Origin of the sequence: Ramlibacter monticola, assembly GCF_016722785.1 — a bacterium.
GTDB classification, from domain to species: Bacteria; Pseudomonadota; Gammaproteobacteria; order Burkholderiales; family Burkholderiaceae_C; genus Ramlibacter; species Ramlibacter monticola.
The window spans coordinates 230,468-245,247 of record NZ_JAEQNE010000008.1; the positions used below are offsets into that span (position 1 = coordinate 230,468).

Annotated in this window: 16 protein-coding genes; 6 read left to right on the plus strand and 10 right to left on the minus strand. The window is 69.9% G+C overall.

Annotation, left to right across the window (positions count from 1 at the left end; genetic code table 11):
- Window positions 1–89: 89 nt before the first annotated feature.
- The 8 genes from JJ685_RS25510 to JJ685_RS25545 form a co-directional block, all read right to left on the minus strand.
- Window positions 90–614 (minus strand): Mut7-C RNAse domain-containing protein, encoded by a 525-nt coding sequence (locus JJ685_RS25510; protein ID WP_201677186.1) that lies wholly within the window; start codon window positions 612–614, stop codon window positions 90–92.
- Window positions 575–2,020 (minus strand): amidase, encoded by a 1,446-nt coding sequence (locus JJ685_RS25515; RefSeq protein ID WP_201677187.1) that lies wholly within the window; start codon window positions 2,018–2,020, stop codon window positions 575–577. Before JJ685_RS25515 ends, JJ685_RS25510 begins: the two co-directional genes overlap by 40 nt.
- Window positions 2,021–2,023: 3 nt before the next feature.
- A complete protein-coding gene (locus JJ685_RS25520; protein WP_201677188.1) occupies window positions 2,024–3,589 on the minus strand; it encodes an acyl-CoA synthetase in 1,566 nt (521 codons plus the stop codon).
- Window positions 3,590–3,678: 89 nt separating this feature from the next.
- On the minus strand, window positions 3,679–4,110 hold the full coding sequence (locus JJ685_RS25525; protein ID WP_201677189.1) for a universal stress protein: 432 nt from the start codon (window positions 4,108–4,110) through the stop codon (window positions 3,679–3,681).
- 7 nt (window positions 4,111–4,117) lie between these two features.
- On the minus strand, window positions 4,118–4,822 hold the full coding sequence (locus tag JJ685_RS25530) for a TerC family protein (protein WP_201677190.1): 705 nt from the start codon (window positions 4,820–4,822) through the stop codon (window positions 4,118–4,120).
- Between the two features lie 142 nt (window positions 4,823–4,964).
- Complete coding sequence (locus JJ685_RS25535) at window positions 4,965–6,401, minus strand: sensor histidine kinase (protein WP_201677191.1); 1,437 nt, start codon at window positions 6,399–6,401, stop codon at window positions 4,965–4,967.
- On the minus strand, window positions 6,388–7,062 hold the full coding sequence (locus JJ685_RS25540; protein ID WP_201677192.1) for a response regulator transcription factor: 675 nt from the start codon (window positions 7,060–7,062) through the stop codon (window positions 6,388–6,390). Before JJ685_RS25540 ends, JJ685_RS25535 begins: the two co-directional genes overlap by 14 nt.
- A 44-nt stretch (window positions 7,063–7,106) precedes the next feature.
- On the minus strand, window positions 7,107–7,727 hold the full coding sequence (locus JJ685_RS25545) for a YitT family protein (RefSeq protein WP_201677193.1): 621 nt from the start codon (window positions 7,725–7,727) through the stop codon (window positions 7,107–7,109).
- A 220-nt stretch (window positions 7,728–7,947) separates the two neighbouring features.
- Between JJ685_RS25545 and hppD the strand changes: the two genes are divergently transcribed.
- The 4 genes from hppD (at window position 7,948) to crcB (ending at window position 10,697) form a co-directional block, all read left to right on the plus strand.
- A complete protein-coding gene (gene hppD, locus JJ685_RS25550) occupies window positions 7,948–9,030 on the plus strand; it encodes a 4-hydroxyphenylpyruvate dioxygenase (protein WP_201677194.1) in 1,083 nt (360 codons plus the stop codon).
- 205 nt (window positions 9,031–9,235) lie between these two features.
- The gene (locus tag JJ685_RS25555) at window positions 9,236–9,544 is read left to right on the plus strand and encodes a hypothetical protein (RefSeq protein ID WP_201677195.1); all 309 of its coding nucleotides are present in this window, start codon (window positions 9,236–9,238) and stop codon (window positions 9,542–9,544) included.
- An 86-nt stretch (window positions 9,545–9,630) separates the two neighbouring features.
- Window positions 9,631–10,314, plus strand: a complete 684-nt coding sequence (locus JJ685_RS25560; RefSeq protein ID WP_201677196.1) for a response regulator transcription factor — start codon at window positions 9,631–9,633, stop codon at window positions 10,312–10,314.
- A complete protein-coding gene (gene crcB, locus JJ685_RS25565) occupies window positions 10,311–10,697 on the plus strand; it encodes a fluoride efflux transporter CrcB (RefSeq protein WP_201677197.1) in 387 nt (128 codons plus the stop codon). Before JJ685_RS25560 ends, crcB begins: the two co-directional genes overlap by 4 nt.
- On the opposite strand, the gene JJ685_RS25570 is transcribed toward crcB, so the two are convergent.
- Window positions 10,694–11,443, minus strand: coding sequence for a SapC family protein (locus tag JJ685_RS25570; protein WP_201677198.1), 750 nt, complete (start codon window positions 11,441–11,443; stop codon window positions 10,694–10,696). The two genes, crcB and JJ685_RS25570, sit on opposite strands and share 4 nt — an antisense overlap.
- Before the next feature lie 20 nt (window positions 11,444–11,463).
- Entirely contained in the window at window positions 11,464–12,765 is a 1,302-nt protein-coding gene (locus JJ685_RS25575) for a hemolysin family protein (protein WP_201677199.1), read from the minus strand.
- Between the two features lie 75 nt (window positions 12,766–12,840).
- On the opposite strand from JJ685_RS25575, the gene JJ685_RS25580 reads away from it, so the two are divergent.
- Both JJ685_RS25580 and JJ685_RS25585 read left to right on the plus strand, forming a co-directional pair.
- A complete protein-coding gene (locus JJ685_RS25580; protein WP_201677200.1) occupies window positions 12,841–13,821 on the plus strand; it encodes a DUF2971 domain-containing protein in 981 nt (326 codons plus the stop codon).
- The gene (locus JJ685_RS25585; RefSeq protein ID WP_201677201.1) at window positions 13,806–14,648 is read left to right on the plus strand and encodes a symmetrical bis(5'-nucleosyl)-tetraphosphatase; all 843 of its coding nucleotides are present in this window, start codon (window positions 13,806–13,808) and stop codon (window positions 14,646–14,648) included. The genes JJ685_RS25580 and JJ685_RS25585 overlap by 16 nt, the downstream gene beginning before the upstream one ends.
- The last annotated feature ends 132 nt before the right edge of the window (window positions 14,649–14,780 follow it).

The following is a 14,780-nucleotide window of genomic DNA, read 5'->3' on the forward strand; positions in this document are numbered from 1 at the left end:
TCCGGGAGACGATTGTGCCGAAGCAGCGCAGGCCAGCGGGTCGCTTTCGCGCTGGGCCATCCAGCGCGGGCCCGCGGCAGCTCCGCGGGTCAGCCCGCGATCCACCCGGGAAGCACCCGCTCGATCGCCGCGCGCATGCGGCGCACGTGCGAGCCATCCCAGTACAGCCGGCCGCACACGGGGCAGCGGCGCACCGGGCCGGGCAGGTCCCGTGCACCCTCGGGCAGCAGCGGGCGCGCCTCGGCGGGATCCATCGCCTGCAGGGCCGCGTTGCACAGCAGGCAGCGCGTGAAGAGCTCGGGCGGAGGGGGCAGGCGCAGTTCCAGCACCAGTCCGGCCAGCTGCTGCAGGGGATCGTTCTGCCGCACTTCCAGCGCGCGGGCCGGGCGCAGCTCGCGCAGCAGGTGGCGGTCGCGCGTGAGCAGCAGGCGCTGCTCCTGCTCCGCCAGCCGCACCAGCACCGGGTCGGCGACGGCGATGTCGTAGAAGGTGTCGTAGCCCAGCACGCGCAGCCAGCGCGCGAGCCGCCCCAGCATCGCATCGGCAGCGAAGCGCGGATCCCCGCTATCCCCGCTCAGGCCGTTGCCAGCGCCGGCGGCCGCTTCGTCGACCATGGGGCGATCGCCTCGAAGGCGCGGGCCAGCGCCAGCACGCGCAGGTCCGCGCGCGCCGGGCCGGCGAGCTGCAGTCCCATCGGCAGGCCCGCGGCGCCGAAGCCCACCGGCACGCTCACGACCGGCAGCGAGGCCAGCGTGAAGGGCGTGACGATCTCCATCCAGCGGTGGTAGGTGTCCATGGCGACGCCGGCGATGGACTTCGGCCAGTGCAGCGCGGCGTCGAAGGGGAACACCTGCGCGCTCGGCGCGGCGACGTAGTCGTAGCGCTCGAACAGCTGGCGGAACGCGTGGTAGACGGCGGTGCGCTGCACGGAGGCTTCGAAGACCTGCTCGCCGGAAAGCTGCAGGCTCTGCTCCACCTCCCAGCGCGCCTCCGGCTTCATCAGCGCCCGCGTGCGCGGGTCGGCGTAGAGGCCGCGCAGGCCGCCCGCCGTGAGCATCTGGCGCAGGCGCAGCCAGGCGCTCCAGTTGAGGTCGCGGGGGATGTCCAGCGTGCAGGGCTCGACTTCGTAGCCGGCCGCCTGCAGCTTGCGCAGGGCGGATTCGCACAGCTGCGCGATGCCCGGCTCCAGCGGCAGGTCGGGCCAGATGCTGCCCAGCCAGCCGATGCGCTTGCCGGGCTCGCGGGCGATCGGGTCCGCGGCAAGGGGATCGGGCAGCGGCGCGTCCAGCGACAGGGGCGCGCGCGGGTCCCAGCCCGCCATCGTGCAGAACAGGCGCGCCACGTCTTCGGTCGTGCGCCCCATCGGGCCCGCCGTGTTGAGGTGGGCGAAGAAGGACTCTTCCGCCGGCACCGCGGGCACGCGGCCCCAGGTGGGCCGGAAGCCCACGATGTTGTTGAAGGCCGCCGGGTTGCGCAGCGAGCCTCCGGTGTCGCTGCCGTCGGCCACCGGCAGCATCTCCAGCGCCACCGCGACGGCGGCGCCACCGCTGCTGCCCCCGGCCGACCTGGACGGATCCCACGGATTGCGCGTGAGCCCGAACACCGGGTTGAAGGTGTGCGAGCCGAGGCCGAACTCCGGCGTGTTGGTCTTGCCGATCACGATCGCGCCGGCCTTCTTCATGCGCTGCACGAACAGCGCGTCCGACTTCGCGACGCGCAGGCCCACGGCCGGCGAGCCCTTGCTGGTCGGCAGGCCTTCGGCGTCGCTCAGGTCCTTGACCGCGACCGGGAAGCCCTGCATCCATCCCGCCGGCTCGCCGCGCGCGAGCGCCGCGTCGCGCGCATCCGCCTCGGCCAGCAACTGTTCCGACGGGCGCAGCGACACGATCGCGTTGTGCAGCGGATTGAGCCGCGCGATGCGCCCGAGGCTGGCCTGCATCAGCTCGCGACAGGAGACTTCGCGCGCGGCGATGCGCCGCGACAGAGTGCCCGCGTCCAGTTGCAGGATCGCTTCGGACATTCTTCAAGCCTCCTGGAAGCGCGACTGGTGGCGCTGGCGCAGCTCGCGCTTGAGCAGTTTGCCGCTGGGGTTCTTCGGCAGGGCTTCCGCGAACACGACCGCCTTGGGTGTCTTGAAGCCGGCGAGGTGCTGCTGGCAGTGCGCCAGCACCTCGGCTTCGGTCAGCGCCTGGCCCGCCTTGGGCACGACGACCGCGAGCACGGCCTCGACCCAGCGCGGGTGCGGCACGCCCACCACCGCGACCTCGGACACGCCCGGCAGGCGGTAGATCGTCTCCTCGACCTCGCGGCTGGCCACGTTCTCGCCGCCGGTCTTGATCATGTCCTTCTTGCGGTCGACGACGGTGATGTAGCCCTCCTCGTCGATGGTGGCGAGGTCGCCCGAATGGAACCAGCCGCCCTCGAAGGCCGCGCGCGTGCGTTCGTCGTCGTGGAAGTAGCCGAGCATGAGGTGCGGCGAGCGGTGCACGATCTCGCCCACCTCGCCCGGCTTCACGTCGCGCAGGGCCTCGTCGACCACGCGCGTTTCGACATTGAGCACGGCGCGGCCGCAGGAGCCGGGCTTGCGCAGCTGGTCCTCCGGCCCGAGCATGGTCGCCAGCGGCGCGATCTCGGTCTGGCCATAGAGGTTCCAGAAGCGCACCTCGGGCAGCCGCCGGGCCAACTCGCGCAGCACCTCCACCGGCATGATCGAGGCGCCGTAGTAGCCCTTGCGCAGCGAGGACAGGTCGGTCGCGTCGAACAGGGGCGAGCGCAGCAGCGAGATCCACACCGTGGGCGGCGCGAAGAACGAGGTGATGCCGTGCTTCGCGATCAGGGGCAGCAGGTTGTCCGGCGTCGGCTTGGCCGTGACGAGGCTGGTGCCGCCCACGTAGACCATCGGGCCCAGGAACACGTCGAGCTGGGCGCAGTGGTACAGCGGCAGCGCGTGCAGCATGACGTCGGTCGCGGCGATGCTGGCGTCCACGGCGCAGCTCGCGTACTGCCAGATCACGGCGTCGTGCGTCAGCATCGCGCCCTTGGGCATCGACTCGGTTCCGCTGGTGTAGACGACCTGGGCCAGGTCGCCGCCGTGCAGCTCGACTTCGGGCGGGGCTTCGCGCGTTTGCACCAGGTCGTCGAAACGCGTCATGCCGGCCGCGGGCTGGGAGGCTTCCTCGGAGGGCAGCCACACGAACTGCTTCACCTGGGTGTCGAGCGCGGCGGCGGCGCGCGCCAGGTCCGCCAGGCCGGAGTCGGTGGCCAGCACGCCCGCGCCGGCATGGCGCAGGATGTAGGCCGCCTCTTCGGCCTTCAGCATGAAGTTGATCGGCACCAGCACCGCCCCGAGGCGGGCCAGCGCGAAGCGCAGCGCCGCGAAGGCGTGCGAGTTGCGCGCCAGGACGGCGACGCGGTCGCCCTTGGCGACGCCCATGCGCGCGAGGCCGGCAGCCAGCCAGTCGGCCATCTCGTCGAACTCGCGGAAGGTCCAGCGGGTCTCGCCGCACAGGATCGCGGGCTTGTGGGGAAAGCGCTTGGCGCTGCGGCGCAGCAGGTCGGCCAGGGTCTGGCGGCGGATGGCGGTGTCCACGGTCTCCTCCGGTCGTGAGCGGGGGGTCCATGTTGCCGCAAAAGGAAACGCCCGCGGATGCGGGCGTCTGCTCTTGCGCGCGGATCCGGTCAGGACCCGATCACCTGGTACTGCTTCCCGGGCCCCAGCAGGTGGCGCACCTGCTGCGCCAGCGAACCGAACATCTTGCCGGCCAGGCCGGGCTCCTCGGTGCCGAACAGGATCCGGTCGCAACCGAACTCCCGCGCGGCCTGCGCGATGGTCTCCGCGGTGCGGCCCACCAGCACGGTGGCCGTGTAGGGGATACCCTCCGCGTCCAGCAGCGAGCGGGCATAGGCGAGTTCCTCGCAGCCCGAGTCCTGCTGCAGCTGCTGCAGTTCGCGGGTGCCGAAGAACATCGCGACGTGCCCGGACAGCTTGGGCTGCACGCGCACCAGGCGGATCCCCACGAATTCACTGCGGAAGATCCGCATCGCTTCCTCCACGGCCGAGCGCGTACGCGCCGGGCTGTGGGCATCGACGGCGACCAGCAGCTGGCGCATGGCAGCTTCAGGCGGCAGGCTGGTCGGCGGCCTGCTCCTCCTCCGAGGCGCCGCGGCTGGCGAGGTACTTGCCCACGGCCACCACGATGATGGCGCCCAGCGCCGGCAGGATGTTGTGCAGGTAGTGGTGCTTCTCGACGAAGTCGTGGATCGCCGGGTCCGTCAGAGTCATCTCGCCGGCCACCCAGCCCAGCAGGCCGGCGCCGAGGGTGATGATGATCGGGAAGCGGTTCATCAGCTTCAGGATGAGCGTGCTGCCGAAGATGATCAGCGGGATGCTGATCACGAGGCCGATCACCAGCAGGGGCACGTTGCCCTTGGCCGCCGCGGCCACGCCGATGACGTTGTCGAGGCTCATCACCAAGTCGGCGATGATGATCGTCTTGATCGCCGCCATCAGGCCGGCGTTGCCTTCGATGTCTTCATCCCCGTCTTCGCCCTTCAGCAGGCCGACGCCGATCCACAGCAGCAGCGCCGCGCCGATCAGCTTCAGGTAGGGCAGGCTGAGCAGGTAGACCGCGAAGAAGGTCAGGATCACGCGCAGCACGATCGCGCCGACGCTACCGAAGATGATCGCGTTCCTCTGCTGCTGGGGCGGCAGCGAACGGCAGGCCAGCGCGATCACGACCGCGTTGTCGCCGGACAGGACGATGTTGATGAGGATGATCTGGAACAGGGCAACCCAGAACTCCGGGCTGGTCAAGAGGGCCATTGTGTCTCCTGGAAATTTGTACGGACCACGGGCGTGATCCGATTCCCGGAGGCTAAGGGGCCGCGCTGACAGCACCTTGGAGCTGCGCTGTCAGGATCTTGTCTTTCAGCTTTCAGCCCGCTTACAGAGGCTGACTCGCCAGTCAGCTTGTGCGCTCGAGCGAGCCGATGGCGTCCTGCGGGGTCGTGCCTGCGCCGGGCTGGAACAGGACGCTGAAGGTGTTGCCGATCCCGTCCACGTCCTCCTCCAGCGTGATGCGCGCGCCGTGCAGGATGGCGATCTCGCTGACGATCGCCAGGCCGAGGCCGCTGCCGTCCTGCTGGGTTCCGAGCAGGCGGTGGAAGCGCTCGAAGATCCTCTTGCGCTCGGCCACCGGGATGCTGGGCCCGTCGTCGCTGATCGCCAGCTTGCACAGGCCCTCCGCGGTGCGCGAGGTGCCCACGGTCACGCGGCCGCCCTCGTGGCTGTAGCGGATCGCGTTGTCGATCAGATTGTTGATCAACTCGCGCAGCCGGTCGCCGTCGGCGGCAATCATCAGGGGCTGCTCGATGCCGTCGAAGCCCAGGTCGATCTGGCGCTTGAGCGCGTGCGGCACCCAGTCCATGCTGACCTCCAGCGCGAAGGCGTTCAGGTCCAGCGGCTGCAGCTGCACGGATTCCAGCGCGCCGGGCTCGTTGCGGGCCAGCGAAAGCAGCTGCCGCACCAGGCGCGACAGCCGGTCCGCGCTGATATAGAGCTGCGCCAGCGAATGGCGCACGCGCTCGGGGTCGTTCTCGCGCAGCGCGAGCTCGATCTGCGCCTTCAGGCCGCTGACCGGCGTCTTGAGCTGGTGGGCGGCATCGGCCACGAAGCGGTTCTGGAAATCGAAGGTCCTGCCCAGGCGGGCCATGAGCTCGTTGACCTCGTCCACCAGCGGCCGCACCTCGCCCGGGACGTCGTGGGTGTCGATGGGGCTCAGGTCCAGGTGCGAGCGGTTGGACACCGCATTGCGCAGCCGCTGCAGCGGCTCCAGACCGCGCGAGACGCCGAACCACACCAGCACCGTCGCCGCCACGATCAGCAGCAGCTGCGGCAGCACCACGTTGGCCATCATCTCCAGCGCCAGCCGGGTGCGCTTGTTCAGCGTCTCGGCCACCTGCACCTGCACCAGCGGCGCGCCGGCGGCTTCGTCCACCGGCATGCGCGCGGCGATCATGCGCACCGGCTGGCCGTGGACCGTCTCCTGGTAGAACAGCGGCTCCGTCCCGCGGGCCGGCAGAGACGCCTTCGGCAGCGAGGCGTCGCCGCCCAGGACCGTGCCGTCGCCCGCGTCGACGCGGTAGTAGAGGTGGTCCTGCGCGTCCATCAGCAGGATGGAGGCCGCGGCCTCCGACAGCTCCAGGCGCGGGTGCGGCGTGCCGGGCCTGGCGTGCAGCACGATCTCGCGCGCGATCTCGTGCAGGGCCCGGTCGTAGGCGAGATTGGCGAAGCGCTGCGACGTCCAGTAGGCCGCCACGGCATCGAGCACCAGCAGCACCAGCAGCGGGCCCAGCAACCAGGCCAGCAGCTTGCGCTGCAGGCGGGGCTCAGTCTTCCGCATGCTCGCGGTCCATGAGGTAGCCCATGCCGCGCACCGTCCGGATCTCGCAGCCCAGGGGCTCCAGCTTCTTGCGCAGCCGGTACACGTAGACCTCGATGGCGTTGGCGCCGACCTCGTCGCCCCAGCCATACAGGTGGTTGACCATCTGCTCCTTGCTGACCACCCGGCCTTCGCGCATCAGCAGCAGTTCGAGCACCGCCAGCTCGCGCGGCGAGAGCTCCAGGGGCTTCTTGTCGTAGAACACGCGCCGGCCGACCGTGTCGAAGCGCAGCAGGCCGTGTTCGAGGTAGGGGGTCGACTGCGTGCCGCGGCGCAGCAGGGCGCGCACCCGCGCCTCCAGCACCGGCAGGTCGAAGGGCTTGGACAGGTAGTCGTCGGCGCCGAGGTCCAGCCCGCGCACCTGGTCCTCCATCGTGTCGAAGGCGGTGAGCATCAGCACCGGGATGGTGGACTTGCGCCCGCGCAGGCGCTTCAGCACCTCGAGGCCGCTGAGCCCGGGCAGGCCGATGTCGAGGATGGCCAGGTCGTAGATCGCCAGCGTGAGCGCGTGATCGGCTTCCTCGCCGGTGGACACGATGTCCACGGCGTGGGCGGACTGCACCAGCGCGCGAGAGAGCGCGTCGGCCAGCACCTTGTCGTCTTCGACCAGCAGGATCCGCATCGGGGAATGCTAACCGCAGCCCCGCCGCGCAGCGGTCCGCGGGTTCACACCGGCTGGTAGCACCCCGGCCGGTGGTTGTAGACCAGTGCCAGGTTCAGCGCCACCACCGCGAGGATCGACAGCGCCAGCCGGTGCGCGTCGCCCACGTACCAGCCGCCGCCCAGCACGATCAGCGCGTCGATCGCCATCTGGGTCTTGCCGGGGGGCCAGCCGAAGCGGTCCTGCAGGCGCAGCACCAGCACGTTGAGGCCGCCGAGGCTGGCGCGGTGGCGGAAGATGATCAGCATGCCCGCGCCGCACAGCAGGCCGCCCAGCACCGCCGCCAGCGCGCCATCGATCTGCTGCAGCGCCACTGCGCGCGGCAGCCACCAGGACAGCAGCGACAGCAGGCTCACCGCGATGGCGGTGCGGACGGTGAAGGCCCGCCCCATGCGGGTCCACGCCAGCAGGTAGAACGGAAGATTGACCAGGAACAGGATCGCGCCGAGGTCCAGGCCGGTGCCGTAGTGCAGCAGCAGGGCCAGGCCGACCAGGCCGCCCGGCACCAGGCCGGCGGACTTCATGAGGAAGACGCCCAGCGCCACGAACAGGGTGCCCGTGAGCAGACCCTGCACGTCGTCCTGCAGGCGCTTCCAGGTGGCGAGGGTGAAGCGGGGGTAAACCATGACCACCCGACGATACGGCGGCCGGGCCGCAGGGGGATTGACGCACGTCAGCGTCGGCTGCGGCACAATCGGGCGACATGCCCGGCTTCGCCCTTTTCATCGGAGACCACCTCGCGCGCAGCGTGCGCGGGGTGCCGGGCGCGCCTCCTGCCTGACGACGCCCCTGCCGGCCCCGCCGGTGCCTTTCATCGTCGTTTCCCTTTCCCCGCAGGAGTTCGCAATGGCTGATCTGTTCGACAACCCCATGGGCCTGATGGGCTTCGAGTTCGTCGAGTTCGCCTCCCCCACCCCCGGCCAGCTCGAGGCGCTGTTCGAGAAGATGGGCTTCACCCTGGTCGCCAAGCACCGTTCCAAGGACGTGCTGCTGTACCGCCAGGGCGAGATCAATTTCATCGTCAACCGCGAGCCGAAGTCGCAGGCCGCCTACTTCGCCGCCGAACACGGACCGTCCGCCTGCGGCCTGGCGTTCCGGGTGCGCGACGCGCACCGGGCGTATTACCGCGCGCTGGACCTGGGCGCGCAGCCGATCGACATCCCGACCGGCCCCATGGAATTGCGCCTGCCCGCGATCAAGGGCATCGGCGGCGCGCCGCTGTACCTGATCGACCGCTTCGAGGACGGCAAGTCGATCTACGACATCGACTTCGAGTTCATCGAGGGCGTGGACCGCCATCCGAAAGGCGTCGGGCTCAAGCTGCTGGACCACCTGACCCACAACGTCTACCGCGGCCGCATGGCCTTCTGGGGCGGCTTCTACGAGAAGCTGTTCAACTTCCGCGAGATCCGCTACTTCGACATCCAGGGCGAATACACGGGCCTGACCTCCAAGGCCATGACGGCGCCGGACGGCCGCATCCGCATCCCGCTGAACGAGGAATCCTCCCGGGGCTCCGGCCAGATCGAGGAGTTCCTCATGAAATTCAACGGCGAGGGCATCCAGCACGTGGCGCTGCTCACCGACGACCTCCTCGCCACGGTGGACCAGCTGCAGATGAACGGGATCCCGCTGATGACGGCGCCCAACGACGTCTACTACGAGATGCTGGAGGAGCGCCTGCCCGGCCACGGCCAGCCCGTGGGCGAACTGCAGGCGCGCGGCATCCTGCTGGACGGGTCCACCGAAGGGGGGAAGAAGCGCCTGCTGCTGCAGATCTTCTCCGAGACGCTGCTGGGTCCGGTCTTCTTCGAGTTCATCCAGCGCCAGGGCGATGAGGGTTTCGGGGAAGGCAACTTCAAGGCGCTGTTCGAGTCGCTGGAGCGCGACCAGATCCGGCGCGGCGCGCTTGCGGGCGCGGCTCCCTAGGCGTGACGGCTGAGGCGAAGCAGGACGACAGCGCCCCGGCGCCCTCCCGTACGCCTCAACCCTTCGGCGCAGTTGGCGGACGGGTGCCGCTGCGCCGGTCCTACACGGCGTTGGCCCGGCGGACCTGACCATGCTCCCCACCAGCGCAGACCTCCAGTCTTCATTTCCGTCGCCTGCAGATGCGCTTACGTTCCGGGAGAACAACGTGATCAAGACCGTCCTGCTCTGCGCCGCCGCCGCCGCCTTCGCCCTTCCCACCTTCGCCCAGGAGCTCATCGCCCGCCAGGGCGACGACTCGGTGCGCCTGTCCGAGAACGCCTGCAACAGCGAACTGGTGCTGCGTCGCCTGGAGCCCGCCACCGTCGCCGAGTACAAGGCTGCCTCGGCCGTGTTCCAGGGCCAGCGCTACACCGCCTGCTGGCGCATCATGGGCAACGTCGCCCACCTCGTCTACGAAGACGGCGACCAAGGCATCATCCCGGTGCGGGAGCTGAAGCCCGACCTGACCGCCTGACGCCGGTCCGCCGGCGAGGTCCGCCCGCAGGCCGGACCGTCCGCCCGCACGCGTGTCATGCACAATCCGGGCACTGCCCGTCCGCCATGACACGCGTCCTCATCATCGACGACGATCCCACCACTTCCGCCACCCTGGCCGCCGTCGTGCGGCGCCAGGGCTGGGAACACCACGTCTGCGGCGACCTGGCCACGGCCTGGGAAGCGCTTCGCGCCACGCCCTTCGATTCCGTCCTGCTGGACCTCGGTCTACCTGACGGCGACGGCACGGACCTGCTGCAGAAGCTGCGCCGTTCGTCGGCCGGTGAGTTGCCGGACGCCAAGACCCCAGTGCTCGTGATCTCGGCGCGTTCCCAGTTGCGTTCGCGCCTGACCGCGCTGGACCTCGGCGCCGACGGCTACGTGATCAAGCCCGTGCACCTGGAAGAGGTGGCGGCCGTCCTGCGCGCCCTGCTGCGGCGGCGCACCACCCTGTCGGCCGGCCAGATCGCCCACAAGGACCTGGTGCTGGACCCGAACAGCCGCTTCGTGCAGCGCGCCGGCCAGGCCGTGGAGCTGACCGAGCAGGAGTTCGCGGTGCTGCTGGCGCTGCTGGAAGACCGGCCGCGCCCGCTGAGCCGCGCCGAGATCCAGGAACGCACCGGCAACCGTGTCGGCGACGGCGGCGCCGTGGAAGTGCACGTGCACCACCTGCGCAAGAAGCTGGGCGACGAGCTGATCCAGACCGTCCGCGGGGTCGGCTACCGCATCCCCACGGATCCGGCGCCTTGAGCGGCGCCGGGCTTCTGCTGTCGGTGGGCGCGATCTGCGCCGGCGCGTCCCTCGGCGCCTTGCTGCGCTGGGTGCTCGGCCTGCAGCTCAATCACCTGCTGCCTTCCCTGCCGCTCGGCACCCTGGCGGCCAACCTGATCGGGGGCTATGCCATCGGCCTGGTGCTGGGGTGGCTGGGGCAGCATCCGGAACTGCCGCCGCAGGTGCGCCTGTTCCTCGTCACCGGCCTGCTGGGCGGCCTCACGACGTTCTCGACCTTCTCGGCCGAAGTCGTCATGCACCTGACCCAGGGCCGGCACGGCTGGGCGATCCTGGTCGCCGTCACGCACCTGGCGGGATCGCTGGTGCTGACGGTGCTCGGGCTCGCAACGATCCGCGGCTAGGCCGCGGCCGGCGCGGCGGGCGCCGCGTCGCCGCGCTGGGCGAGGCGGTCGGCCAGCAGCTGGATGTTCGACAGCGACGCCATGTGCAGCGAGACCATGTGCATCTCGCCGTTGCGGAACATGGTCAGCGCGGTGGCGTCCGGCAGTTCCAGCAGCTTCTTCTCGTCGACCACCAGCAGGCCGTTGAGCGTGAAGCTGCGGCCGTCGCGCAGGTTGGCGCGCGCGTTGGTCTCCTTCAGCAGGCCGTTGTCCTGCAGCCGCTTGCAGAAGGCCTCGGTGCGCAGGTACTCGCGCTGGTACTGGGTGAGGAACTCCAGGGCCTGCTTGAGGAAGGGCGTCTCCTGCCCCTTGTCGTCGAACAGGGGCTCGCCCTCGGTGTCGCTCAGGCCGGGATAGGCCTCGTCGATGCAGACCGCCAGCGACTGCCCCGGCACTTCGGCCAGCACGAAGGGATAGCGGCGCACGAAGGCGGGCAGGTAGCGCGCCAGCCAGCGGTCCTGCGCGTCCACGAACAGGTTCTCCTGGTCGCGCAGGCCCAGCACGGCGACCGGCACCACCTTGCCATTGGGCGAGCGCGTGAAGACGATCGCGTACTCCTTGGCGGCCTCGTTGAACTCGGCCCCGGCCAGGTACAGCGAGTTGGACTTGCGCGCGAAGGCGAAGCCCCCGGTGGGCTTCACGCGGCGCGTCCGGTGCTTCTCGCGATCCAGCAATGCCGGCTTCTCGTAATACATCTGCTGCGACATGGAACTCTTCTCCTCTTTCCTCAGTGTTGCGCTTCCGCGGGCTGGTGCACGGCGACCGCCCGCACCTTGTCGATCCGGCGGCCGTCCAGGTCCACGACCTCGAACAACCAGTCGCCGCAGTCGATTCTCTCGCCAGGCCGGGGCAAGTGCCCGGAAACGGACATCAAAAGCCCGGCCAGCGTGTTGTAGCGTCCCTTTTCCTCTTCCGGCAAGCCCCGGATTTCCAGCCTTGCCTTCAGCTCCGAGACCGGCATCAGTCCGTCCAGCAGCCAGGAGCCGTCGTCGCACCGCGTCGCCCAGGCCTCGGTGTGCTCGCGGGGCTGCAGCTCGCCGGTGATCGCCTCCAGCAGGTCGTGCGGGGTGATCAGGCCCTGCACGACGCCGTACTCGTCCACCACGAAGACGATGCGCGCGGCCTCGCTGCGGAACTGCTCCAGCAGCTCCATGCCGCTGAGCGTTTCCGGCACGAACAGCGCCGGCACCACGTGCGGCTCCACCGGCCCCTCGTGCGCGGGGCCGAGCGAGATCAGGCGCGACACGCTGATCACGCCCAGCACGTCGTCCAGCGAACCGCGGCACACGGGGTACCAGGAGTGGGCCTCGCCCTCGCCGGCCCGCCGCAGCGCCTCGCGCACGCTGGTGGAGGCGTCGAGCCAGACCAGGTCCGAGCGCGGAACCATCATGGAGGTGAGCGCCCGGTCGTCGAGGTGGAACACGTTGCGCACCATCTGGTGCTCGTGCTGCTCGATCACGCCGGCATCGACGCCTTCTTCCAGGCTGTGGGCGATCTCCTCCTCCGTCATGCCGCGGGGGGTGGTCGTGTCGATGGCCAGCAGCTTCAGCACCGCCTGGGTCGACCCGGACAGCAGCTTCACGAAGGGCCCTGCCGCCTGGGACAGCCAGCGCATCGGCCGCGCCGCCCAGCGCGACACCGGCTCGGGGTAGAGCTGGCCGATGCGCTTGGGCACCAGCTCGCCGAAGATGATCGTGACGTAGGTGATGATGGCCACCACGATCGCCGTCGCGGCGATGGCCGACGGCCGCTGCGGGATGCCCCAGCCGGCCAGCCAGTGGGCGAGGTCGTCGCTGAAGGCGGCCTCGCCGATGATGCCGTTGATGACGCCGATCGAGGTGATGCCGACCTGCACGGTCGACAGGAACCGCGTCGGCTGCTCCATCAGCTTCAGCGCCGCGTTCGCCCCCCCGTCGCCGGCTTCGGCCATCGCCACCAACCGGGCCTTGCGGCTGGAGGCCAGCGCCATTTCGGACATGGCGAACAGGCCGTTCAGCAAGGTGAGCAGCGCGATCAGCAGGAAATCCATGAATCAGGACAAAATTCCATCGTTGCACTTTACTGCAAGGAGCCGGGCGGGCCTGCCGCGCGGCCCTGCCGCCGGATGCCCCCAACCCCGACCACACCCGAACTGGACGACGCGCTGTGGGCCGACATGCAGGCCCAGCCCCGCGCCGACCAGCTCCCGCTGCTGGCGCACTACACCTCGATCCTGACGCTGGAGCGCATCGCGCAGACGGGCGAGATCTGGTTCTCCAACCCGCTCTACATGAACGACGTGGACGAGTTGCGCTACGGCATGAACCTGGGGCTGCACGCCGTGCGCAGCCACACCGGGCTGCGGGAGGCCTGCCCGCCGGCGCACTACAACGCGCTGCTCGACGCCTTCGATGCGCTCTTCACCGCCTTCGACAGCGAGTCGGCCTTCGACGTCTATGTCTTCAGCTGCTCCCACCACGACGACGCCATCGGCGACGACGGCCTGCTGTCGATGTGGCGCGGCTACGGCGGCGACGGCAACGGCGTGGCCATCGTGTTCGACCTGCAGCCGCTGCTCGCGGCCGATTCGCCGCTGCTGGTGCACCAGGTCCAGTACCTCTCGTACGAGGAAAGCGAAGCCTGGATGGAGCGCAAGCTGCAGGGCTTCGCCGATGCCCTGCGGCACGCCGGCGGGCCGGTGGGCGGCATGGAGGCGGCTGCCGCGTCGCTGTTCGAGCGCATCAAGCTGTTCGCCCTGTTCACCAAGCACCGCGGCTTCCACGAGGAACGCGAGTGGCGCCTGGTGTACCTGCGCGAACGCGACCGGCAGGGGCTGTTCACGCAACAGCTGCATTACGCGATCGGGCCGCGCGGCATCGAGCCGCGCCTGCGCTTCACGCCCAACGCCCTCGGCGCCGCGCACCTGGGGAGCAGCCTGCAGCAGATGGTGCGCCGGATCATCCTGGGACCGGTGCTGGCCACGCCGCTGGCGCTGCGCTCGGTGGAGCGCATGCTGGAGATCTACCAGCCGGCCTGGGCCCGCCGCGTGAAGCGTTCCAGCACGCCCTACCGCTCGCAACGGATGCAGTCATGGCCCACTATCTGATCGGCGACATCCAGGGCTGCGACGCGCCGCTGGGACGGCTGCTGGAGAAGATCGCCTTCTCGCCGAGCCGCGACACGCTCTACCTGCTGGGCGACCTCGTGAACCGGGGGCCGGACTCGGCCGCCGTGCTGCGGCGCCTCATGGCCCACGGCGATGCCGCGCGCTGCCTTCTCGGCAACCACGACCTGAGCCTGCTGGCGGTGGCGCATGGCCACCGCGCGCCGCACCGCAACGACACGATGGACGGGATCCTGCAGGCGGACGATCGCGAGGCCATGCTCGATTGGTTGCGGCACCGCTCGCTGGCACTCCATGCCCACGGCGTGCTGATGGTGCATGGCGGCGTGCTGCCGCCCTGGGACCTGGCGCAGGCCCTGGCGCTGGCCGCCGAAGTGGAAGCGGTGCTGCGCGGCCCGGACCCCGACGCCTTCCTGGCGCGGATGTGGGGCAACCAGCCGGACCACTGGGAGGACGGCCTCGCCGGCGCGGACCGCCTGCGGGTGATCGTGAACGCGCTCACGCGCCTGCGCTTCTGCACGCCGGAGGGCGTGATGGACATGAAGGCGTCCGGCGGCCTGGACAAGGCGCCGCCCGGCATGCTCGCCTGGTTCGACGTGCCGGACCGCCGCAGCGCGGGCACCTGCATCGCCTTCGGGCACTGGTCGACGCTGGGCTACATCCGGCGGCCGGACATCATCTCGCTGGACACGGGCTGCGTGTGGGGAGGCTGCCTGAGCGCCTTGCGCCTGGACGAAAGCGGCGCGGGCGCGCACGAGCTCATACAGGAGCAGTGCGAGCAGGCGCAGGTGCCGGGGGCTGTGGACTGAGTGACGCGCGATGAACAGCCATTAACGCAAAAGCCGCGAAAGGAAGGAAGCAAAAGCCGCAAAAGGACATCCATGGAAGGATGTTCCTTTCGCGGCTTTTGCGCTGCTTTCGCGGCTTTTGCGTTAAAGGCT